The 21797-nt window shown below is 68.9% G+C and carries 21 protein-coding genes; 13 read left to right on the forward strand and 8 right to left on the reverse strand.

Going from position 1 to position 21797, the window contains the following annotated elements; all coding sequences use genetic code 11:
• Positions 1-19: 19 nt before the first annotated feature.
• Entirely contained in the window at positions 20-271 is a 252-nt protein-coding gene (locus G5C51_RS01045; protein WP_240929293.1) for an SHOCT domain-containing protein, read from the forward strand.
• A 34-nt stretch (positions 272-305) separates the two neighbouring features.
• Positions 306-530 (forward strand): DUF2933 domain-containing protein, encoded by a 225-nt coding sequence (locus G5C51_RS01050; RefSeq protein ID WP_165229941.1) that lies wholly within the window; start codon positions 306-308, stop codon positions 528-530.
• A gap of 53 nt (positions 531-583) precedes the next feature.
• On the opposite strand, the gene G5C51_RS01055 is transcribed toward G5C51_RS01050, so the two are convergent.
• Positions 584-1534: a glycine betaine ABC transporter substrate-binding protein gene (locus G5C51_RS01055; RefSeq protein WP_165229944.1), complete on the reverse strand. Its 951-nt coding sequence runs from the start codon at positions 1532-1534 to the stop codon at positions 584-586.
• A 300-nt stretch (positions 1535-1834) separates the two neighbouring features.
• Between G5C51_RS01055 and G5C51_RS01060 the strand changes: the two genes are divergently transcribed.
• The 3 genes from G5C51_RS01060 (at position 1835) to G5C51_RS01070 (ending at position 5439) form a co-directional block, all read left to right on the forward strand.
• Positions 1835-3073: a hypothetical protein gene (locus tag G5C51_RS01060; RefSeq protein WP_165229947.1), complete on the forward strand. Its 1239-nt coding sequence runs from the start codon at positions 1835-1837 to the stop codon at positions 3071-3073.
• Between the two features lie 38 nt (positions 3074-3111).
• On the forward strand, positions 3112-4164 hold the full coding sequence (locus G5C51_RS42725) for a transporter substrate-binding domain-containing protein (protein ID WP_165229950.1): 1053 nt from the start codon (positions 3112-3114) through the stop codon (positions 4162-4164).
• A gap of 135 nt (positions 4165-4299) precedes the next feature.
• The gene (locus G5C51_RS01070) at positions 4300-5439 is read left to right on the forward strand and encodes a family 43 glycosylhydrolase (protein ID WP_338117968.1); all 1140 of its coding nucleotides are present in this window, start codon (positions 4300-4302) and stop codon (positions 5437-5439) included.
• A gap of 407 nt (positions 5440-5846) precedes the next feature.
• Here G5C51_RS01070 and G5C51_RS01075 read toward each other — a convergent pair whose 3' ends face one another.
• Positions 5847-6707, reverse strand: coding sequence for a sigma-70 family RNA polymerase sigma factor (locus tag G5C51_RS01075; protein ID WP_165229953.1), 861 nt, complete (start codon positions 6705-6707; stop codon positions 5847-5849).
• A 215-nt stretch (positions 6708-6922) separates the two neighbouring features.
• Between G5C51_RS01075 and G5C51_RS01080 the strand changes: the two genes are divergently transcribed.
• A complete protein-coding gene (locus G5C51_RS01080; protein ID WP_165229956.1) occupies positions 6923-8068 on the forward strand; it encodes an amidohydrolase family protein in 1146 nt (381 codons plus the stop codon).
• A 3-nt stretch (positions 8069-8071) separates the two neighbouring features.
• Here G5C51_RS01080 and G5C51_RS01085 read toward each other — a convergent pair whose 3' ends face one another.
• Together G5C51_RS01085 and G5C51_RS01090 are read right to left on the reverse strand one after the other, a co-directional pair.
• Entirely contained in the window at positions 8072-8566 is a 495-nt protein-coding gene (locus G5C51_RS01085; RefSeq protein ID WP_165229959.1) for a GNAT family N-acetyltransferase, read from the reverse strand.
• 22 nt (positions 8567-8588) lie between these two features.
• The gene (locus tag G5C51_RS01090; RefSeq protein ID WP_165229962.1) at positions 8589-9521 is read right to left on the reverse strand and encodes an NAD-dependent epimerase/dehydratase family protein; all 933 of its coding nucleotides are present in this window, start codon (positions 9519-9521) and stop codon (positions 8589-8591) included.
• A gap of 172 nt (positions 9522-9693) precedes the next feature.
• Here G5C51_RS01090 and G5C51_RS01095 point away from each other — a divergent pair, with 172 nt between their 5' ends.
• Positions 9694-10338: a TetR/AcrR family transcriptional regulator gene (locus G5C51_RS01095; RefSeq protein ID WP_240929294.1), complete on the forward strand. Its 645-nt coding sequence runs from the start codon at positions 9694-9696 to the stop codon at positions 10336-10338.
• 30 nt (positions 10339-10368) lie between these two features.
• On the opposite strand, the gene G5C51_RS01100 is transcribed toward G5C51_RS01095, so the two are convergent.
• Positions 10369-11139, reverse strand: a complete 771-nt coding sequence (locus tag G5C51_RS01100) for an SDR family NAD(P)-dependent oxidoreductase (RefSeq protein ID WP_165229965.1) — start codon at positions 11137-11139, stop codon at positions 10369-10371.
• A 47-nt stretch (positions 11140-11186) separates the two neighbouring features.
• Positions 11187-11738, reverse strand: coding sequence for a carboxymuconolactone decarboxylase family protein (locus G5C51_RS01105; protein ID WP_165229968.1), 552 nt, complete (start codon positions 11736-11738; stop codon positions 11187-11189).
• 126 nt (positions 11739-11864) lie between these two features.
• Here G5C51_RS01105 and G5C51_RS01110 point away from each other — a divergent pair, with 126 nt between their 5' ends.
• From G5C51_RS01110 to G5C51_RS01125, 4 genes are all read left to right on the forward strand, one after another.
• Positions 11865-12689 (forward strand): MmyB family transcriptional regulator, encoded by an 825-nt coding sequence (locus G5C51_RS01110; protein ID WP_165229972.1) that lies wholly within the window; start codon positions 11865-11867, stop codon positions 12687-12689.
• A 330-nt stretch (positions 12690-13019) separates the two neighbouring features.
• A complete protein-coding gene (locus G5C51_RS01115) occupies positions 13020-15566 on the forward strand; it encodes a S8 family serine peptidase (protein ID WP_165229975.1) in 2547 nt (848 codons plus the stop codon).
• Between the two features lie 176 nt (positions 15567-15742).
• On the forward strand, positions 15743-16036 hold the full coding sequence (locus G5C51_RS01120) for a pyridoxamine 5'-phosphate oxidase family protein (protein ID WP_165229978.1): 294 nt from the start codon (positions 15743-15745) through the stop codon (positions 16034-16036).
• Between the two features lie 191 nt (positions 16037-16227).
• Positions 16228-16560 carry a zinc-ribbon domain-containing protein gene (locus G5C51_RS01125; RefSeq protein WP_165229981.1) on the forward strand — a complete coding sequence of 111 codons (333 nt, stop codon included), beginning with the start codon at positions 16228-16230 and terminating at the stop codon, positions 16558-16560.
• Between the two features lie 10 nt (positions 16561-16570).
• Here the strand turns inward: G5C51_RS01125 and G5C51_RS01130 are convergent, their stop codons facing one another.
• On the reverse strand, positions 16571-18472 hold the full coding sequence (locus tag G5C51_RS01130) for a protein kinase domain-containing protein (protein ID WP_165229985.1): 1902 nt from the start codon (positions 18470-18472) through the stop codon (positions 16571-16573).
• Positions 18473-19357: 885 nt separating this feature from the next.
• On the opposite strand from G5C51_RS01130, the gene G5C51_RS01135 reads away from it, so the two are divergent.
• Positions 19358-19591: a DUF5133 domain-containing protein gene (locus G5C51_RS01135; RefSeq protein WP_165229988.1), complete on the forward strand. Its 234-nt coding sequence runs from the start codon at positions 19358-19360 to the stop codon at positions 19589-19591.
• A gap of 18 nt (positions 19592-19609) precedes the next feature.
• Here G5C51_RS01135 and proP read toward each other — a convergent pair whose 3' ends face one another.
• Positions 19610-21088: a glycine betaine/L-proline transporter ProP gene (proP, locus tag G5C51_RS01140; protein ID WP_165229991.1), complete on the reverse strand. Its 1479-nt coding sequence runs from the start codon at positions 21086-21088 to the stop codon at positions 19610-19612.
• 284 nt (positions 21089-21372) lie between these two features.
• Between proP and G5C51_RS01145 the strand changes: the two genes are divergently transcribed.
• The gene (locus G5C51_RS01145) at positions 21373-21762 is read left to right on the forward strand and encodes a VOC family protein (RefSeq protein WP_165229994.1); all 390 of its coding nucleotides are present in this window, start codon (positions 21373-21375) and stop codon (positions 21760-21762) included.
• Positions 21763-21797 lie beyond the last annotated feature (35 nt).

The raw sequence follows: 21797 nt of genomic DNA on the forward strand, positions 1-21797 counted from the left end.
GTATTGGCACGACCACGATATGAGCGGATGGGGCTGGTTCGCGATGTCGACCGGCACGATCCTGTTCTGGGCACTGCTCATCACCTGCGGCGTCCTGCTCTACCGCGCCCTGAACCGGGCCGACGGCCCCGGGCCCTCCACCACCCTGCCGTCCCGCCACACCGCGGAACAGCTGCTCGCCGAACGCTTCGCCCGTGGAGAGGTCGACGAGGACGAATACCACCGCCGTCTGGCGGTGCTTCGCGGCGGCCCGCAACTGAACAAGACCTGATAGCCCGGCACCACGCAGGCAAGTGAGGCTTGCTATGAACTCACGACAGCACAACTACGGCCTGTACGCCCTCGTGCCGGCCATCGCCGTACTCGGCGCCCTCGTTCTGGGCGTGCCGGCCGGCGCGCTGGTGATCCTGGTGATCGCGCTCGTCTGCCCGCTGATGATGCTGTTCATGATGAGTGGCATGCACGGCGACGCGCCGACGGTCCGGCGCGACAAGCACGGGCGGCCGCCGAGCGATACCCGTCGAGGCTGAGGCCCAGCGAGAGCTCGAGCCGACCTTGCAGACAGCTGGACAGGTAGCTCGATTCAGATAGGGAGCCACTGTTTGACAAGGGGCTCGTTGTCCCCGATCCAGTTCTCCACCGCGCCGGATTTGTGGTCCGCGCCGCCGGCGTCCTGGATCGCGGCTTCCAGGCCCTGCAGCTGATCCGGCGTTACGCGGAAGTTCCGCAGCCACTCCAGGGCTTCGTTGTCGCGGCGGCCGTGGAACTTCCGGGAGACGATCGTGTGCAGCTTGTCGGGGTCGCCGAAAGCATCGGCGGGGTCGTCGAGGTAGCGGATGTCGTACTTGGAGAACGCCCAGTGGGGGCGCCACATGCTCACCAGGACAGGGCGCTTCGCGGCGTAGGCGGTGTCCAGGGCCTCCAGCATGGTGCCGGTGTCCTTGGCCTTCTGGCGGTATCTGCCGGTCAGGCCGTACTCCGGGATCACCGACTTGTTGACGGTCCTGGTCAGACCCGCGGTCGGCTCGATGCCGACGATCGTCCCGTCGAAGTAGTGGGCGTACTCCGGCAGATCGACCAGTGACTCGACCTCATCCACGTAGTCGGGCACGGCCAGGCCCAGATCGCCGGGCTCGTACCAGGGGCCGAGATCCACCACCGAGCCGCCGTACTGCGCCCATTGCTCGGTATGGACGCTCGGCAGCCAGGCGTCCATGAAGACGTCGAACTGGCCCTCGGCCACCCCGCGGAAGAGGTCGGGAACGGCGTCCTTCTGTACGGCCTTGACCCGATACCCCTTGGACTCCAGCAGCTGCTTCCACAGCTCGGTGACCGCGATGTCCTCGTCCCAGGCTACGTAGCCGATGGTGATGGTCCCCTGGCCCTTCTTGGCTGCAGCCTTCGCCAGACCCGGCTCCCCGCCAGTGCCGGTACCGCAGCCAGCCAGGCCGACGGGCGCCAACGCCCCCGCGGCCAGGACTCCCAGGAACCCGCGCCGCTCCAACCCATGTGCTCTGTCTCCCCCGGTGGACATTCCGTCAGCCTAGTTGCCTTAGGGAACAAAGCACTAGGGTTCCCAACAGCGGTACGGGGCAGGGCGTTTGACGGGAGCTGCTGTCGGGCGACAAGGGGGAGGACCGGTGTGGTGACACCGACGGGAACGGGGGGCGCGTCCGGACCGGGCGCATCCGTGCACGTGTCCGCACCGAGGGGGGTGGCCGCGCAGGCTGTCCCGGCACAGCGGCGCGGGAGGGCGCGAGCAGCGGCCTCCGTGGTGCTGGGAATTGTCGGGACGGGTTCCCCACCGGCCCGGTTACGGCTGGCGGGGCTGATCATGACACTGGTGACGGTGCTCTTCGGAGTACTGCTGGCCACGGCGGTGTACGAGCGCCAGACGGCGGCCCGGAATGTGGCGGAGCAGTCCGCGCCGCTCAGCGCGGACGCGGCGGAGATCTACCGCTCGCTGGCGGACGCGGACGCCACGGCGGCGGCGGGCTTCCTGCGGGGCAGCAAGGAGTCCCACGCCGACCGCGTCGCCTATGAGGCGAATATCCGCACCGCCTCCCGGCTGCTCGCCAAGGCGGCGGCCCGTACCGGGGATTCCTTCGCCGCGCAGCGGCAGATCACCATCCTGAACAACGAACTCCCCGGCTACACCGGCCTGGTGGAAGCGGCACGCTCCGCCAACCGCGAGAACAAGCCGGTCGGCAATTCCTATCTGCGATACGCCTCGGAGCAGATGCGCTCCACCATGCTCCCGGCGGCCGAGGACATGTACCACGCGGAGACCCGCCGGATGGCCGCGATCCGCGCCGACGCCACCGAGCCTCCCTGGGCGGCCTACGGCGCCGGGCTGCTCGTCCTGGCGGTGATCGGCTTCTACTCCTACCGGCTCTACGTGGCCACCAACCGGATACTCAACCTGGGCCTGGTGGCGGCGGCCGGGGCGGTGCTGGCCTCCTTGGTCTGGCTGACGGCAGGCCATGCCACGGCCCGCTCCTCGCTGGCGGACTCCGACGCCCACGGCTCGGCCTCGGTGCAGCTGCTGACCCAGTCCCGGATCGCCGGCCTGAAGGCCCGCGGTAACGAGAACATGGCCCTGGTGGCACGCGGGGAGGGCGCCGCCTATTCCCAGGAGTTCGACTACTGGGCGGGCGCGATGGACGACAAGGACAAGGGCCAGCGGCTGATGCAGCGCTCCGAGGGACAGGCCGAGGACGAGGCCGGGCGGAAGCTGGTGGCGGACGCCTGGGCGGAGCTGAAGGACTGGAAGCAGCTGCACAACCAGGCCCGGAAGCAGGACGACCGCGGCGACTACGACGCCGCCCTGGCCCACACCATCGGCGGGAAGGCCGACGGCGAGACCGTCACGGACACCACCGAGCGCAGCTTCGCCGCCATGGACCGCAAGCTGGCCGCGGCGGTGGAGCACGAGCAGGAGCAGTTCCAGGAGCAGGCCGAGAGCGGGCGCGGCGCACTCACCGGACTGCCCGTCGGCGGCGCGGTGCTGTGCCTGCTGGGCGCGGCGGGCGCGGTCCTGGGCATCGGCAAGCGGCTGTCGGAGTACCGGTGACCGCCGGGGGCCGCGGCAGGACGAGGGAGGGGACGGCAGTGGGGAACGCAGGCGCAGAGTCCGGCGGTTCGGTACGGGACGCCGCATCGCCGCGCGTCCGGCGCCGCGTGGCCGGGGGCTGGGCCGCGGTCTGGCTGGCCGCCGCCGCGCTGGTGGCGGTGCCCACGATCAGCGGCGCCGTATCGCAGCAGGCGTCGACGGCGGGAGCGCGGTCCGCGGAGCAGGCACCGGCGGGGCCGCCGGAACAGGCCCCGCGGCAGCAACCGTCCGCCGGGGGAGAGTGCGACACCAAGGTGAGCCCGGACCCGAAGAGCGGCAGCCGTAACGGAGCCGCCGTCAAGAAGATCAAGGACCGCGGCAAACTGATCGCCGGGGTGGCGCAGAACAGCTACCTGTGGAGCCACCGCAACGCCAAGGGCGATCTGGAGGGCTTCGACATCGACCTGGTCGAGCAGCTGGCCGACGCCCTGCTCGGCGACCGCGGAGCGGTCGAGTTCCGCACGGTCCCGGTCGATCGCCGCCAACAGGCCCTGGAGGAAGGCGAGGTGGATGTGCTGGTGCAGGCCATGCCGATCACCTGCCGGGCCCTCAAGGGCACCCCGGAGGAACCGGCCGTGGACTTCTCCAGCCCCTACTTCGAGACCGGCCAGCGCGTGCTGGTCCCCGAGAACTCCGGCATCACCGGCTTCAACCGCACCCTGAAGGGCAAGACGGTGTGCACCGCCTACGGCTCCACCGGCTACGAGCTGCTGAGCGGCGACGGCCAGGAGAAGTACGGCGCCTGGATGCGAGGCCGGTCCAACGCCCAGGACTGCCTGATGCTGCTTCAGCTCTCCCGCGTGGACGCGGTCCTGACCGACAGCGGTCTCGCCGCGGGCCTGGCCGCCCAGGAGGACGGCTCCCGGCTGGTCGGCCCGCAGATCGGCAAGGACTCTTACGGCGTCGCGGTCAAGCACGGCGCGGACGACCTGCTGCGGGTGGTCAACGCCACCCTGGAGAAGGCCGGCGAGAGCGCCTGGCAGCAGAGCTACGACGAGTGGCTGAAGACCTGGCTGGGCCCGGCCGAGCCCCCGGCTCCGCAGTACGGCTGAGGCCGTGACGGGCGGGGCTCATGCTCCGTCTCCGTCATTGCCATGACCTTGACAACATTCTAGGGTGTGCGGGAATACATCGTTGTAATGATGATCCGTGGCGCCGAATGCCGCGGACATTCTCGAGGAGGACCCGTGGGCCCACGACCACGACGTATAAGACGCCGAACCTCCCTGGGGCGCCGCGCCGCGCTCGCCGCCGCAGTCGCAGTCGCGGTGATCGGCTCGCTCGTGACCAGCGGTGCCGCCGCGCCGGCGGTCGAGACGGCATCGACGCCGTCGGCCGACGACGGCGTCACGCCGATGCACTCCTCGACCTTCCCCCTGGCGGACCCCGACACCGTCCATACGGGGACCGGCGGCTTCGCCACCTACGGCACCACCGTCGCCGCCGGCCGCGGTGCGCGCTGCGCCGGCGCGCCGACAGGAAAGCTCTACGTCCCGGTCCTGAAGCACGGCTCGGGCAACTCCGTCGGCTTCACCAACTGCGCCTCCGGCGACGCGATGCCCGGCGGCCCCGGCAGCTGGGCCGAGCCGGGCGGCGCCATCTGGGCACCCGGCGTCACCCGCCTCGGCGACCGCTACTTCATGTTCTACACCGCGTCCCGCGCGGGCTCCGGGCAGAAGTGCATCGGCCGGGCGATCTCGTCCTCCGCGTACGGCCCGTTCCGTAGCGCAGGCGGCTGGGCCTGCCCGCCCGCCGGCCGGTGGGCCCTCGACGCCAACCCCTTCATCAGCGGCGGAAACCTGTACGTCACCTACCGGGACGACGCCATCGCGAGCGGCGCCGAGACCGGCATCTCGACCGTCCGCACCGACAGCGAGGGCCGGGCCATCTGGGACACCCGCCGCAGCGTGTTCCTGAGCACCGACATCACCTGGGACACCAGGGGAACCAGCGGCGGCACGCACGTCGTCGAGAACCCGTCGATGTGGCGACGGGCCAACGGCACCTGGTACCTGATGTGGTCCGGCAACAACTGGGACAGCGCCCGCTACTCCACCGGCATCGCCGAATGCGGCAGTACGCCGCTCCCGTCATCCCGCTGCCGCCCCCTCCGCGGCACCGACCGCCCGTACTTCGGCTACACCGGCTCCGGCGGCCTCGGCCCGTACCGAGGACTCCCGGGCAACCACACCGGTCCGGGCGGCATGGACGTCTTCACCGTCCCCGACGGCTCCCACCGGGTGGTCTGGCACTGGTGGGACAGCGGCCCCCGCTACCCGATGAACGGCGCACTGCTCCTCAACGCGGACGGCTACTACGTCCAGTAGCCGTACGATGGCCGCCGGGCTCAGAGGTCCTTGTCCACCATGGGCCGGAGCTCGGCGGCCAGGGCGCGCTCGCTCACGGCCTGCGCAATCTCCGGGCATCCCAGGGCGATCTCGGGCGGGCAGGAGATCTCGGAGCCACGGAGACCGAAGATTTTCAGGACCTTGCCGGTACGGGCTGCAAGGACCCGAAAGCCTTAGGTGGCCGGCACTACGGCGCGGAGGCGGCCCACGACTCCGGAAGCCTCGGCGGGTTGGGCCGCAGCACCTCCGCACGGCCATCATTCAGCTGGAGGCCGAGCACCTTATGCGGCCGGCGACGACGGCTTTACGGAAGGTGTCGTCCTCGCAGAATGCGCGGCGTCCACCATTGTTGCAATCCACCTTCTTGCCACCAGCGATCGATGGCCTCAGCCGGCCCGTGGCAGCTTGTCCGGGTTGGTGATCGAGTAGATCTCGCTCACCTGGCCGCCGTCCGGCGTGAGGTCGAGGACGAAGACCGCGAGTGGCGAGTCGTCGAGGAACAGGACGGCCGCGGAGTCGCCGCCCGCGCGGCGGTGACGGATGTCCAGTCGCCCCGGCAGATGGCCGTGGATCGCGGCGAACAGCTTCGCGATCCGCTCGCGACCGTGCACCGGATGCGGACTCCACGCCGGGCCTTTGCCGCCGCCGTCCGTCCACAGGGTCACGTCCGGCGCAAGGATCCGTAGCAGCGCCTCGAGATCCCCGCCGACCGCGGCGTCCAGGAACCGCTGCGTCACCTCCCTGCACACCTTCGGGTCGGCCCGGTAGCGCGGCCGCCTGGCGTGCACGTGCTCGCGCGCCCGATGGGCCAGCTGGCGGATCGCGGCCGGGCGGCGGTCGAGGATCTCGGCGATCTCGGTGTGCGCGTAGCCGAACACCTCGTGCAGGACGAAGACCGCCCGTTCCAGCGGTGTCAGCGTCTCCAGCACCACCAGCATCGCCATCGAATACGACTCGGTGCGAACGGCCGGGTCGCTGTTCTCCTCGACGAGCAGCTCCGGCAACCACTGCCCGGCATAGGTCTCCTTGCGCCGGTTGATCGCGGCGCGGCGGGCGAGCGCCTGGTTGGCCGCGATCCGTACGAGATAGGCGCGCGGACTCTCGACCGGACCGCCCGGTCTCGACTCCCACGACAACCACGTCTCCTGCAGCACCTCTTCGGTGTCGGCGACGCTGCCCAGCATGCTGTAGATCACCGAGAACAGCAGCTCCCGGTGGTCGAGGAAGGTCTCCGTGGAATCGCTCATCACACCTGAGAGCGCACGAGGCCGCCCGAGTGTGACATCCCGGCGCGGAACTGTGATGCACGTCACCCGATGTCACACCCGCGGGCCCAACTCCCCTCTTGGTTCGCGTCATCAACGATCGCGAGAGCGACCGAGAACCCCGGAGAGAGGGGAACGGAATGATTTCCCGGCGTGACTTCAGCTTGGCCGCGGCAGGTGCACTTGGTGCGGCGGCGATGGGACCGACCGCCACGGCCGACGGCCGACGGCACCACCAGAAGGGCCGCGGACGCACGGTGATCCGCAACGTCCGCCTGTTCGACGGCGAGCGGACCACGCCACGCGCCAGCGTACTGATCGACGGCGACCGCATCGCCGGGCTGCACGCCGGGCTGCACGGCGGGCTGCACGGCGGCCACGCCGAGGTCGTGGTGGACGGATCGGGGAAGACCCTGCTGCCCGGCCTCATCGACGGGCACACGCACGTCGATGAGGGGAGCCTCGCGCAGGCGCTGCGCTTCGGCGTCACCACCGAACTCGACATGTTCTGCCTGCCGGAGACCCTGACCGCACAACGAAAGCTGGCCGCCGAGCGGGACGACGTCGCCGACCTCCGCAGCGCGGGCGTCCTCGCCACCGCCCCCGGCGGGCACCCCAGTCACCTGGTGCCCGGGGTCGAGTTCGACACCGTGGCCCACCCCGGCGAGGCCGCGGGGTTCGTCGCCGACCGGGTGGCCGCGGGCTCCGACTACCTGAAGATCGTCATCGACGGCGGCGTCCAGGCCGGGACGCCCATGCCCAAGCTCTCGCCCGACACGGTCGCCGCACTGGTCCACGCGGGCAAGGCCGCCGGGCTGCGCACCATCGCGCACGCGATCACCCTGCAGGACATCGAAGTCGCCCTGGACGCGGGGATCGACGGCCTGGCACACGTCTTCTGCGACACCGGCCCGCAGGCCGAGCGCATGGCCAGGAGGATCGCCGCCCAGGGCGTTTTTGTGGCTAGCACGCTGGCCTACTTCGAGGCGGTCGACCTCGGCGCCGAGAACGCCGTCCGGGCGGCGAGGACCCTGCGCCGCGCCGGCGCATGTGTGCTCGCCGGCACGGACGCCACCCCGGCCACCCCCGCGCACGGCTCCGCCATGCACCGCGAACTCGTGCTGCTGACCGACGCCGGTTTCGGCAACGAGGAAGCCCTCGCCGCGGCCACCAGCGCCCCGGCCCGCCGCTTCGGCCTGACCGACCGCGGCCGTATCGCCCCCGGCCTGCGCGCCGACCTGCTCCTCGTACACGGCGACCCCACTACGGACATCACCGCGACCAGCTCGATCGCCGGCGTCTGGCGCGGTGGCGTGCGGAGGGCGCCTGGACAGCACATGTGACGGCTACTCACCGAGCTCCTTGGCGAACCAGTGGTCTGCTCTGCCGTGGCCCTCGTACGGCGGTATCTCGGCAAATCCATACCTGCCGTAGAGGGAACGAGCCTCGGTGAGCTGTGAGTTGGTCTCGCATACCAATCTGGTGGCTCCGAGGTCGCGCGCCGCGGCCTCGGCCGCTGCCAGCAGGCCGCGGCCGAGCCCCGCACCGCGTCCTGCGGGGGGTACGAACATCCGCTTGAGCTCCGCCGTTCCCGGCGTCGCGGCCAGCAGCCGCGCCCCAACACAGCCCAGGAATTCGCCTTCCGTCCCGCGGGCGACGAGGAACACGCCGCCCGGCGGGGCGAGATCATCGTGCGGGTCCCGGGCGATGGCCCACCGCAGCTCGGCCTCCGTGGCCGGCCGGCCCATCACCCGGAGGGCCATCTCGGAGAAGTACTGCCACATGAGGCCGTCCATCTCCCGGCCGGCAACGGCTTCCGCCTGAATAATCCACCTCGGCATGCACGCCATTGTCAACGCCCGCCTAGCGCGCAGCTTTCGCGCGCAGAGCGTCGATGGTCTCGCGCAGCGCCTCGTCGGACGGTGTCGGGTCGATCCCGAAGGCGGCCGTGGCGGCGGAGGAGTCGAGTACGAATGGCTGCCGCAGCTGGTACTGAACCTCCAGCATCTCCCGCGCGGCCGGGTTGAAGGCACCGGCGATCCTGAGCGCGAAGCCGGGCATGGCCGCCACCTTGGCGCCTGGGGCACCCGCCAGTTCGGCGGCCCGGGCGGCGAGCGCGCGGATGGACAGGGGAGGGGCCGTGGGTACGTGCCAGGGCCGGCCCCACGCGCTTTCGTCGGCGGCGACGGCGACCAGCGTGCGGGCTACGTCGCCGACGTAGGTCCAGCTGTGCGCCGCGTCCAGGTCGGCGGGCACGGAAGCGCGTCGGCCGGCGAGCACCTTGGGCAGCACCATCACGGTGAACGGCGTGCTGGTGTCCGCGCCCAGGTAGTCGGACCCGCGGACCTCGGCCGTGCGGATGCGCTTGGCCTCGTGCGCGGCCAGCGCGTCGGCCCACAGCTTGGCCCTGACCTCGCCCTTGACGGAGTTGGGGCGCATGGGCAGTTGCTCGGTCATCGGGCCATCGACCTGACCGTAGCCGTACAGATTGCCGGTGGTGACCAGCACCGTGCCGGTGGCCTCGGCGGCACGTATCAGCGCCGCGCCGAGTGGCGGCCAATCGGTGGACCAGCGGTGATAGGCCGGGCCTCCGCAGCTGTAGAGCGCGACGGCGCCTTCGGCGTGCCGGGCGAGAACGTCCGGGTCGGTGGCGTCTGCCGCGACGCGGTCGATGCCTGGCAGTTCCGGACCGCCGCCGCTGCGCGTGAGCAGGCGGACCTGCTCGCCTCTGCCGGCGAGTAACTGTGCGGTGGCCGAGCCGACCGGGCCGGCTCCGACGATGATGTGAAGGGACATGAGTGACACTCTCCTCATCCAGGGCGAGAACACTGTTCTCGTGCAACACACCGTACAGAGCGCGCAGTTACGGCGTCAAGAACACTGTTCTCTTATTAGTCGGGTGTTCTCGAACCTGTGCCACACTGCTGCTATGTCTGCATCATCGCTGCGTGCCCAGGTCCGCTCGGAGATGATCCGCGAGATCAAGGAAGTCGCCAGGCGGCACCTCGCCGCGCACGGGCCGAACCTGTCTCTGCGGGCCGTCGCCAGAGACATGGACATCGTCGCTTCGGCTCTGTACCGGTACTTCCCGAGCCGTGATGCCCTGCTCACGGCATTGATCACGGACGCGTACGAGGCACTGGGCGCGGCGGCGACCGAAGCCGAGTCGGCCGTGCCACGCGAGGACCTGCGCGGCCGGTGGCTGGCGACCTGCCGTGCCACGCGCACATGGGCGCTCGCGCATCCCGCCGAATACGGGCTGCTGTACGGCAATCCGGTTCCCGGTTACGCCGCGCCGCGCGCGACCACGGGGCCGGCCACGGCGGTGGTGCTGCTGCTCGTCGGGATCGTGACCGACGGCGGAGAGCGCTTGGAACCGACGCAGACGCCGCTCCCCGAGCCCGTCCGGTCGGACCTGCGCCGCCTGATCGACCAGTACGCAGGCGACTTGCCGGCGGAACGACTCGACCGCGTCTTCGCCGGCTGGACCCAGCTGTTCGGCCTGATCAGCTTCGAGGTCTTCGGCCGCCTGAACGACACGATCGAGGCACGCCTCGAGTACTTCAACCACCACATGGCCCTGATGGCCGACCTGGCCGGCATTCCTCGCTGACCAGGTCACCCACACGTAGGCACTGTCGGACTATGGCCGTTCGCGGAACAGCGAGTTTGTGGCGAGGATCCCGCCATCGACCCGCAGCGTCGTCCCGGTAATCCACGACGCGTCCTGCGAGGCGAGGAAGGCCACTGCCGCGGCGATGTCCTCGGGTTCACCGACACGGCCCAGCGGATAGTGGGGGGCCATGTCGGCAAGTTGTTCTTCTCGGCCGGTCCAGGCAGAAGTACGCACGGTGCCGGGGGCGATGAGGTTGACGCGGACGCCGCGCGGGGCGGCGTGGTCGGCGAGGGTGCGGGTGAGTGAGGCGAGGCCTGCCTTGGCGGCGCTGTACGCGTGGTTGCCGAAGGAGATCTCACCATTGACCGAGCCGATGTTCACGATGGCTCCGCGGCCCGAGGCGGCGAGATGAGGCATGGCCGCGCGGGCGCATCGGAAGGCGCCGCTGAGGGTGACATCGAGATCGCGCTCCCAGTTCTCGTCGGGCTCCTCCTCGAAGTGCGGCGTATCGGCACTGCACGAGGCGGCACTGTTGACCAGGACGTCGAAGCGCGTGAAGCGCTCCACGGTCTGCGCCACCGCGGCTTCCACCGAGGCGCGGGAAGCCACATCCCCTTCCCACCCCCAGACTTCGGCCCCGGCATCCCGCAGCGCGGCCGCCGTCTTCTCAGCCTCGGCCCCATCCACATCAACGAGCAGAACCCGCCCACCCTCGCGGGCCAGCCGCCCGGCAGTAGCCGCACCAATACCCCGGGCGCCTCCGGTGACCAGCACCCCGCACCCCTCGAAGCGTCTCATCCGGCCGAACCTACCCCGGGGTGAACGGCTCTGGTCAATTTGCAGCATTAGCGCCCGGCCCAGGCCCGGGGCTGAAGGAAGGGATCGAGGTCGACCCGGCCGACGAGGTTGTCGACGATGCCGACCAGTGAGGCGAACACGCACTCGGTGACGACCTCCAGGATCTGCTCAGCAGTGAGTCCGGCCGCCGTCGCCCGATCGACGATGGTGTCGGCGACCTTGCCCCGCTCGGTGACGACCGCCTGAGCAAGCAGGTAGACGGCCGCGTAGTGCGGGTCGGACGGCGTGTGGCCCGACCGCATCCGCTCGATCTCGGCGTCGGCCACGCCGAGTCGGCTGAGCACGGTGGAGTGGAACGCGACACCGTAGGCGTTGTCGGCCGCGACCCCGGTGGCCAGGCCGGCGACCTCCCGGTAGGCAGGTTCCAGCCCGCCGGCGCCGACCGCCCGGCGCAGTGCGTCGAACGCGGTGAGCAGGGTGGGCGACGCGGCGACCGCGGCGGCGAGGTTGGGAACGAAGCCGAGATCGGCGGCGATGCCTTCCATGAGGGCCTTGGAGCCCTCGGGAGCCGATTCTGCGGTGTGAATCTGGAGCTTCATAGCGGATTCCTCCAGGCGACGACCGGCAGGACTGCCGGCACCGACAAGCATCCGGCCGCCCGCACAGCGAAACGATTCCCTGCCAGGGAAGGGCCCGGCCCGAGCCCTCGGACATACAGTGCCGACATGACGCAGCACGCGGCGGTGGTGGATGCGCCGAGCGGGTTCGGCGGCCTGCTGCGCTGGTGGCGGGCGACGCGGCGGATGAGCCAGCTCGACCTGGCGTCCGAGGCCATGACCACCCCTCGCTATGTCAGCTTCGTCGAGACCGGGCGGGCCCAGCCCAGCCGCCAGATGGTGATACGGCTGGCCCGGGCCCTCGACGTCCCGCTACGGGACCGGAACGGCCTCCTGCTCGCCGCGGGCTACGCCCCGCTCTATGCCCGAGCCCCGCTCGACGACCCCGAACTCGCCCGGGTCGAGGCCGCGCTGAGCTCGATGCTCGCCCAGCACGAGCCGTTCCCCGCGGTGGTGATGGACCGCCGCTGGGACGTCCTCCGGGCGAACCAAGGCGCGCAGCGCCTCTTCGGCCGGCTGCTGGCACCCGACCCGATGCCGACACCGGCCAACGTTCTGCAGCTGATGATCGGGCCGGGCCCGGTACGCGATCACGTCGCCAACTGGACTTCGGTCGTCCCGGCCCTGCTGGAGCGAGCCCGCCGCGAAGCGGTGGGAGGCATCCTCGACACCGAAACCGCCGCACTGGTCGACCGACTGCGAACCCGCCCCGAGGTGGCGGCGCTCATGGCGGCTCCCGAAGCCCCGACCCCGTCCGCCCCCACCGCCCCGGTGCTGGACGTCCGCTTCGCATGGGCGGGCACCCTGCTCAGCTTCTTCTCGGTCATCTCCACCCTCGGCACCCCAACAGACGTCACCGCCCAGGAACTCCGGGTCGAAGCCTTCTTCCCCGCCGACGAACCGACCCGCCGGCAATGGCACCGAAGCAGCTAGGGCGGGGCCGGCTCCAGTGACGTGCATCGATCTGGACGGTCGCTCAAACCGCCTCTGGTGGACGGACGTTGCCCCCTTGACGAGGCACTTCTCCCGCAGTCTAATTTGGCGATCATAGACGGAGGCCACGCGTGGGAGAGTTCCAGTTCGCCGTTCTGACGGGGCGAACCCGTGCAGCTGATCCGAATGGAGCCGTCGACATCCGCCGCCTGGCAGAGGCGGCGGAACGGCACCTCGTTTTGTCATGACCAGCGCGAGTAGAGCATGGGACCGGGACGCAACAGGCAGCCCCGGTCTGTCAGATATCGACCCATCGGGAAGGAACCGGAGATGAACATGAGACCGACGAGTCGGCGGCAGTTCGTGCAGCGACTGGGCGGCACCTTTGCTGCGGGGGCAGGCATTGCGCTTTTTCCGGCCGCGTTCGCCTCGGCATCATCCAAGACCGGCCCGACATCGGCCTCTGACTATACGGGCAGTGGGCCGGCGTCCCCGCAAGGCTGCCCGCAGTGTTCGTATCCGGGAGACCCCGGCTTTGTCGCCACGAGACCAGGGGAATTCGATGCCGCTAGAGCCAGTTGGGAAACACCGGAATACGGCTACTACACCGGCCATAACCCTGCTAATCCTGGCACAGCCGTCGATTCCCCATGGCAGCTCGCCGCAGTAAACGCGTCCACCGCCTACGCCCTGGGTTACTGCGGGCGCGGTGTCAAGCTGGGCATGATGGATTCGGGCTACAGGGTCACACACGAAGGATTTCAGACCGGTCGGATCGCCCCGGTGAGAGCGGAGGGTGTCTACGGCACGTCCGGCTTCGGCTATCGCAATGCGGCAACACCGGCGAACCCGTTTACTGCGGGCCAGCGGTTCACGGTGGCCGGTGATCAGGCGAGAGAAAGCGACTACGGGCACGGTACCGGCATGCTCGGTGTTACCTCCGGCATACGTGACGGTAAAGAACAGCACGGCATCGCCTTCGGCTCGAAGATGTACGTTGCCCAGACCGGCGGTTCCGACACCCAGTCCCACGGTCCTTTCCACGACTACGTGTTCTGGCACACAGCCAATAAGGCCCTGGTCGACGCAGGCGCCCAGGTCATCAACAGCAGTTGGGGCTCGTACGTCCAGACCATCGACAGAACCCGCTTTGACGGCCTGGGGAACGACCTTGGCGTCAACGGCAACATCGCCAACGCCTACCAACTGCGAGGCAAAGACAGCGCCAGCCCCACAGCAATGGCGACCATTATCCCCAACGAGTACCTGAAGGACCTGGAGTACCAGTACTTCTTCTTCAAGAAGAGCTATTCAGAAGGCGGCATTCAGTATAATCCGAAATACCCAGGGCGATCCTTTATGGAGGCCATCTGGGACGCCATAAAGGAAAGCGGTACCGTCAACGTAAGGTCTTCCGGCAACAACGACTGGAGTAATCCCTACTACCGCCCGGCCTACCCCTTCTTCAATCCCTTGGCGGAGAAGCAGTGGATAGCCGTCGGCGGGGTGCAGCCGCCCACCGATGCCAACCCGGAATACACCAAGCAGTTCGGGTACAACGAGGCGGGCCTCGCCAAATGGTGGACCGTGTCCACCCCTTCAAACAGCGTTCGGACCACGAACAGCGGTGGTGACACCAACTATTCGAACTCAAACGGCACGTCACCGGCAACGCCCGTGGCGACAGCGGTGATGGGGGTCCTGCTCTCCCGCTATCCGAACATGGACGCCAAGCAGGTGCGCGAGCTGATGCTCACCACGGCGAACAACAAGATGTCCGACGGCGATAGATTCCTCGGCACCGGGCAAACCTCCCCCTCCGGGGAATCCATCGCCTGGACCGCTCCCGACGGTCTTCCGGACGCACGCTGGGGGTGGGGGATACCCGATCTGGCCAAGGGCATGTACGGCCCCGGCCAGTTCCTGAGCCCCATGACGTACAACATGGACAAGACGCCCCTGGACGTCTGGTCGAACGACATCAGCCAGATAGCGATCAAGGAAAGGGAAAGAGAAGACCTGGAGTGGCTGGCGGGCTACAAGAAGCAAGGCACCGCCTACGCCGGTGAATTCAGCCCCAACGTGCTGAACCGGGACGGCACACTCAGCGAACAGGCCTTCATGCTTCAAGGCATCTTGGCTGACCCGCACATCCAAGAAATCACCGACGGTCACCCCGAGTTGTACGACAAGATAGCCCACGAGGACGCCGTCAAGTGGCGCAAGGAATGGATGGACGCGCGCGCTGCCTACATCCAGAACAACATCGACAACAACCTCTACACGGCTTCTCTGACCAAGCAAGGCCGCGGCACGCTGATCATGACGGGCGACAACACGTACAAGGGCGGCACGACGGTTGAAGGCGGCAAGCTTTCCATCACCGGCTCCCACGCAAGCTCGATCGACGTCAAGGGCGGCACGCTCGGCGGCACCGGTTCCGTGGCAGGCGGCATCGACGTCGACCGCGGTGTGCTGCAGCCCGGCCTGTCGTCCCGGGAAGCGGCGTCCGCGGTGTCCATCACCCTCACGGAGGTCGCGCCCGGCAACGTCCTAAAGGCCGGCGGCGACGTGACCATCGGCAGAGCGGGTCGCCTTGCCATCACCATCTCCGGCGACCACGACTACACGAGCCTACGGGCCGCAGGCGACCTGGTGCTGCACGGCGAACTCGCCCTGAACGTCCGCGCGTCCCTCACTCCGGGCACCGTACTGACGATCATGAGCGGCGACTCGATCCGAGGCAACTTCCATTCCCTGCCGGAACGGCGGACCCTGAAAGCGGGCCACCACATCTTCAGGGTGTCCTACCGGAACGGTGACGTAACGCTGACCGTCGTGCGAAGGCTGCCCGGAGCAGGCTCCGACGGCGTTTAAGCGGCTTTCCAGGGCGTCGTCGACCACCGACCCCAAAACGACGTCAGCGGCTCTGCCCGTTTGGGTAGAGCCGCTGGTCATCGTGTCGGAACGGCGGGATGTGAACCCACGACCCGGTGGCCCCCAGCCGGCCGGACCAGTCGGCTTGGCGGCACATCAGAGGTGCGGTCTGCGCCATGGACACTGGTGACCTCGAGGTCGCGGGGCGAGCAATCATCGACGGCAACCGCTTCATGACGCTGGGGACCGCGAACTCGGAGGGCGAGCCCTGGGTGTCGCCCGTCTTCTATGTGGCCGATGGGTACTCGACGTTCTACTGGATCTCCTCGCCCGAGGCGACGCAGGTCCGGAACATCGGGGTGCGGCCCCAGATCGGCATCGTGGTGTTCAACTCGCAGCAGGAGCCGGGCTCCGGCGAGGCGGTGTACATGGCCGCCACAGCATGCGAGCTGACCGGAGCCGAACCGTAATCGGGATTGAGATCACCTTCTGACACCGACACTGCCGACCGCCTACTGAGCCGCACGGTGCGCGGGTGACGCGGCGCTGATCGGTAACACTTCATCCGGGACCGGTAACGTTGCCCCCGGGCCTCTGGCCAGCCGCCGGCGATACCTGTTCGCTTGGGCCGGCAGTCATTACCGAAGGAACGGACAGAACAATGCTCATCTTTGGCACCCGAACCTCCGTGGCCCAGCTCGCCATGATCAACTTCCTGTGCGGAATGTGCGGGAACCCGGCGGCACACAGCCTGCTCAAGCGGGTCACGAAGTTCACGCTGTTCTTCATCCCACTGGTCCCCATCTCGACGAAGCACTTCACGCAATGCACGTTCTGCGGGGCGTCGAGCCAGATAACCAAAGAGCAGGCCGAGCAGTACCAACTGCAGGGTGCACAGCAGCCCGCGCCCCAGCAGAGCACCGGAAACCCGTTCGCTCAGCACCCCGCGCCTCAGCAGCAGCAGCCCGGCGACCGGAACCCCTACGGATCCTGAGCCTCACCCGTCAGGACGGCACCGATTCGCATTTGGTCGGCGCCCAGGCGGAAGCGCCGTAGCGGTTGACCGCGCGCACCGTCACGCAGACCCTGTCGGTCGGCTCCGGGCCCTTGATCGTGTAACTGGTGCTCCCCGTGGAGTATCTCGTGTCGACCTTCTTGCCGGAGGCGGCGCCGTCGTTCGTGTAGTGGATGTCGTAGCTGGTCGCTCCTGAGACCGCCGACCAGCGCACAGTGAGCGACACGGGGCACACACCGACACATCCGCTGACGGCTGTGTACTTGTAGGTGAAGCCCGATACCGCGGACGGCGGTGAGCCACCCGGCTCGTCACCGGAGCCCGACGACGAGCCCTCGCTGTCGGAGCCGGAGGAATCGGAGCCGCCGTCGCCACCCGCGCCCGGTGTACTGCTGGCGTCCGCACCACCTGTCGCCCCGGCACCGCGGCTTGCGCTCTCCGTGGCGTCCGGCTCACCTGCCCCGCCCTTGCCCTGCTCGCGGTCCGTATCCTTGCCGCGCTTGTCTTCGGCCTCCTTCGAGGCTGAAGCGTCGCCCTGCCCCGTCGGGCCGGCGCTGTCAGCACCGGCCCCCTCCCCGCCGGCCGTCTCCGTGGCGTGGTTCGAGCCGTCGCTCCCGAAGGACTGGAGCAGGGCGACGCTGCCACCACCGGCCGCCAGGACCGCGACGATGGCCAGCGCGACGAGGCCACGGCGCCGACGCCTACGGGGCGCGTGCTGCCCGGCGGACTCCCCACCGGCGAGGGCCGAGCCGGACGCAACAGACGAGATGGACGGGTCGGACGGATTGGACGGGCCGGACGAGGCCGACAGGTGGCCGGCCGCTCCGGCCAACTCCTCCTGCCGCCGCAGTCCCACCGTCGCCAAGTCCACCGGACTCGCCCGCAGCCCGATGGTCCCCGGGTCGGCAGGCGCTTCCCGCAGCGGCACCGCCTCGGCGTCGAGCAGCCGCGCCGACTGCCGCGCGAGGTGCGAGACGACGCCGGCGGGCAGCCAGTCGCCGCCGGATGTGCGGTACGGCATTCCACCAAAGCCGACCAGCAGCTCGCCGACATCCGGCCGCTCCTCGACGTCCTTGGCCAGACAGCGGGCGATGAGTTCCCGCAGCGCCGCGTCCTCGATGCCGGTCAGATCGGGCTCGTCCTCAACGATCTGGAACATCACCGCGTGCTGATTGCTCGCCTCCTGCCCGAACGGCAGCCGCGCGGTCGCCGCATACGTCAGCACGCCACCGAGGGTGAACACGTCGCTCCTGGCCCCGGCGCGCTGTCCGCGCACCTGCTCGGGCGACATGAACCCGGGAGAGCCGACGGCCATCCCCGTACTGGTCAGGAAGGATTCGGCCGACGTCTCCAGGGCGCGCGCGACCCCGAAGTCGATGACCTTCGCACCGTCCACGGTGAGCATCACGTTGGACGGCTTCAGGTCGCGGTGCACGATCCCGGCGCCGTGAATGTCTCCCAGCGCCCTCAACAGGCCCTCGGCGAGGGCGTGTACGGAAGCGGTCGGCAGCGGACCGTGCCGGCGTACGACCTGATCGAGCGAGAGGCCGGGGACGTATCCCGTGGCGACCCACGGCGGTTCGTCATCGGGGCCCGCGTCGAGCACGGGTGTCGTATACCGCTCCGGCACTCTTCGCGCCGCTTCGATCTCCCGCCGGAAGCGCTCCTTGAAGTGCCCGTCGGCGACGTGCTCTTCGTGTACGACCTTCACGGCCACGGTCCGGCCGCTGTCCGACCGGGCGAGGAAGACCCGTCCCATGCCGCCGGACCCGAGCCGCCCCAGCAGCAGATACGGCCCGATGCGCGCCGGATCGGACACCGCGAGCGGCTTGATACCCCCGACTTCGACGTCGCCCCGCTCGCCGGGTCCGTCCCCGCTCGTGCCCGTCATACTGGTCCGACTCCCCGGTTTCTTCCCCGATCAACGGCGTAGCAGGGTTGAGGATAGACGCTGCCGTGAAACGCCGCGAAGGCGAGGGCGAGACGACGAGCCTGTGGTCACCCGGGTCGGAGCCGACGCCCCACGGACCCGACCGACCCGTACGCCTTCGACCTCCGGTTCTCCGCCGGCACCCCTGGTAAACCTCTTCGCTGCAGGGCACCCCGCTTCAGAAGGAAGACACTTGCCGACTGGAGTGATGGATGCAGCCGTCCGCCCGAAACCCGCACGTTCCCACTCCTGCCGGCGCTGTCCTCGCACCCTGTGGTGCCGCCGGGGGTCCACGCACCTCAGTACGACACCGCGCTGCTGTCTCAGGCGCTGGGCCGCGAGGAGATGGTTTCCCGGTCGGAGGTACTGGACCTGGGTGCCGGATGTGGCGCGCTGGCCCTGCAGGCGGCGCGCCTGGGCGCGGGGACACCGTTACGACCTCGTCGTCAGCAATCCGCCCTACGTCCCCGGCCCTGGCGCCTCGCTGCCCAGGCATGGTGCGGCACGTGCCTGGAATGCCGGCCATGACGGGGGCTTCCACATCGACCGGATCTGTGACGCGGCGCCCGGCGCGCTTCGGCCGGGTGGGGTCCTGCTCATGGTGCACTCGGCGCTCTGTGGCGTCGATGCCACGCTGCGGCGGCCCAGTCGTTCTGCCTTGCCGGGGCGAAGCACCCGGCGGCATGCCCATCGTGTTTGCGCCGCAGCGATGCGGGACACACGCGGGACTACGTGCTTGGGCGAACAGGCACACCGCGGGAAAGCTTGTCGCGCTCACTCGGATGCGCGTGACGCCGCAGCTTCCCGCCTACGGTCTGCACCGATTGCGTAGGGGAGGAACAACCCATGCTGATGGCTCACCCCGCCGTCCTGACCGGCCTGCTCGACGAGTACGAGGCACTCACCACGTTGCACGCTGGAGACGGCAGCCCAGAGACCCAGCGGCGGCTCGAAGACGTCCGTTACACGCTGTGCATCGCCACCGGAACCTGCGACATCGACGCCGCGCTCATCGCCGCCCAATACCGCCTTCCGGGCTCGCGCCCCGCCGACGATTCCGTCCTGCCCGCCACCAGCTGATCGACCCGTGTTCGGGTCCTACGCCCGAGCTGCGACGAGTTCGGCGGCCTCCTGGGGGGTCTCCACGGAGGGCGGGGAGCCCTCCAGCGGCTGCTGCGCGGTCTCCTTCATGAAGGCGATGGTGACCAGGCCGATCAGTGCGGCGCCCATCGCGTAATACGCCGGCAGCATGTCGGTCCCGGTGGCGCTGATCAGTGCGGTGACGATGAGCGGTGTCGTACCGCCGAAGAGCGAGGCGGAGAGGTTGTAGCCGACCGCCAGGCCGCCGTAGCGCACCTGCGTGGGGAAGATCGCGGGCAGCGCGGAGGACATCGTGCCGAGCAGGCACACCAGCGAAAGGCCGAGCATCAGCATGCCGCCCAGGACGGCGGCCACGCTGCCTTGCTTCACCAGCAGGAACGCCGGGGCGGACAGCGCCAGGAAGCCGAGCATGCCCGCGGTGAGCAGCGGCTTGCGGCCGAAGCGGTCGGAGAGCCGGCCGACCTGGCTGATCACCAGCATCAGCACCACCATGGTGGCGATCAGCAGCAGCAGGCCGTGGCTTTCCGAATAGTGCATCTCGTCGGAGAGGTAGGTCGGCATGTACGACAGCAGCATGTAGTTGGCGACGTTGTACGCGCCGACGAGGCAGATGCACACGATCAGCCGGGAGAGGTGCTTCGAGAAGATCCGCTTCAGATCGCCCTTCGCGCTGCTCTCCACAGCGGAGGCGCCTTCAGAGGCCTTGTAGGTCGTGGAGTCCGCGAGCTTCTGGAAAGCCGGGCTCTCGTCCAGGCGCAGTCGCAGGTACAGGCCGACGAGGCCGAGGGGCCCGGCGACCAGGAACGGTACCCGCCAGCCCCAGTCCTGCATGGTGTCGCTGCCCAGCGTCGCCGTCAGTGCGGTGACCAGGCCCGCTGCGCCGACATACCCGGCCAGGGTGCCGAACTCGAGAAAGCTGCCGAAGAAGCCGCGGCGCTTGTCGGGGGCGTACTCGGCGATGAAGGTGGACGCGCCACCGTACTCGCCGCCGGTGGAGAAGCCCTGGATGAGGCGGAACAGGATCAGCAGGACGGGCGCCCAGAAGCCGATGGTGGCGTACGAGGGGACCAGGCCGATGGCGAAGGTGCCGATCGCCATCATGATCATGGTGACGGCCAGCACCTTCTTGCGGCCGACCTTGTCGCCCATGGGCCCGAAGACCATGCCGCCGAGCGGGCGCACCAGGAAGGCCACGGCGAAGGTCGCGAACGACGACAGCAGCTGCGCCGTGTCACTCCCGGACGGGAAGAAGACGTGACCGATCGTGACGGCGAGATAGCTGTAAATTCCGAAGTCGAACCATTCCATGGCATTACCGAGAGAGGCGGCCTTGACCGCCCGCTTCACCGCCGCCTCGTCGGTGATCGTGATGTCAGCAGGCCGCAGCGGAGGATTCTTACGCCGCTCGGCCGCACGCACCAGCGTCGGGTGCCGCGTATGGGCCTGCGACTCGGTCTCGGCGTCTACGGGGGCCATGGAATTACTCCACTCTCTCAATGCTGCGGGTCCGTCCACTGCATCCACTGCCTGGTGAGTAACCCCAACGCCTTCACGCCATTACCCGCACCTGTGTGGCTTTCGTAACATTTGTGAGGCCTGCGAGCCGCACCACGTCGATGCCCGCAAGTGTTTCGGGCTGGAGAACGTCTGCGACGAATTCGCCAAACCCTGACAGGAATGCCGACTCCTCGCAGGTGTCGAGGAACGGCCGGGAGAGAGATGGCCGGACTTGCAGCAGCGAAACGGGGCAGCAGCACCGCATGAAGCCGCAACCGCGTTTCACGCTGGCCGCGACCACTCTTGATGCACCGGACGCCCACGAGTTGGCGCAGTTCTATCAGGGCTTGCTCGGATGGCCGATACGGAAGGAGGAGCCCGGCTGGGTGGAGATCGCTCCACCCGATGGCAGTCCCGGGCTGTCGTTCCAGACAGAGCCACTCTTCACCCGCCCGCGGTGGCCTTCCACACAGTCCGAGCAGCAGATGATGATGCATCTGGACATCGAGGTGAACGATCTGTCATCAGCTGTCGAGCAGGCTCTTGCCCTGGGCGCGACGGCGACAGACTTCCAGCCCCAGGCTGGTGTACGCGTCCTGTACGACCCGGCGGGCCACCCGTTCTGCCTCTTCGTACGCACCCAGCCGTTGTAGGGACTCGATGCCTTTGCCGGCTGTCGGCCGCTCAG

The organism is Streptomyces coryli, assembly GCF_011044975.1.
Taxonomy (GTDB): Bacteria; Actinomycetota; Actinomycetes; order Streptomycetales; family Streptomycetaceae; genus Streptomyces; species Streptomyces coryli.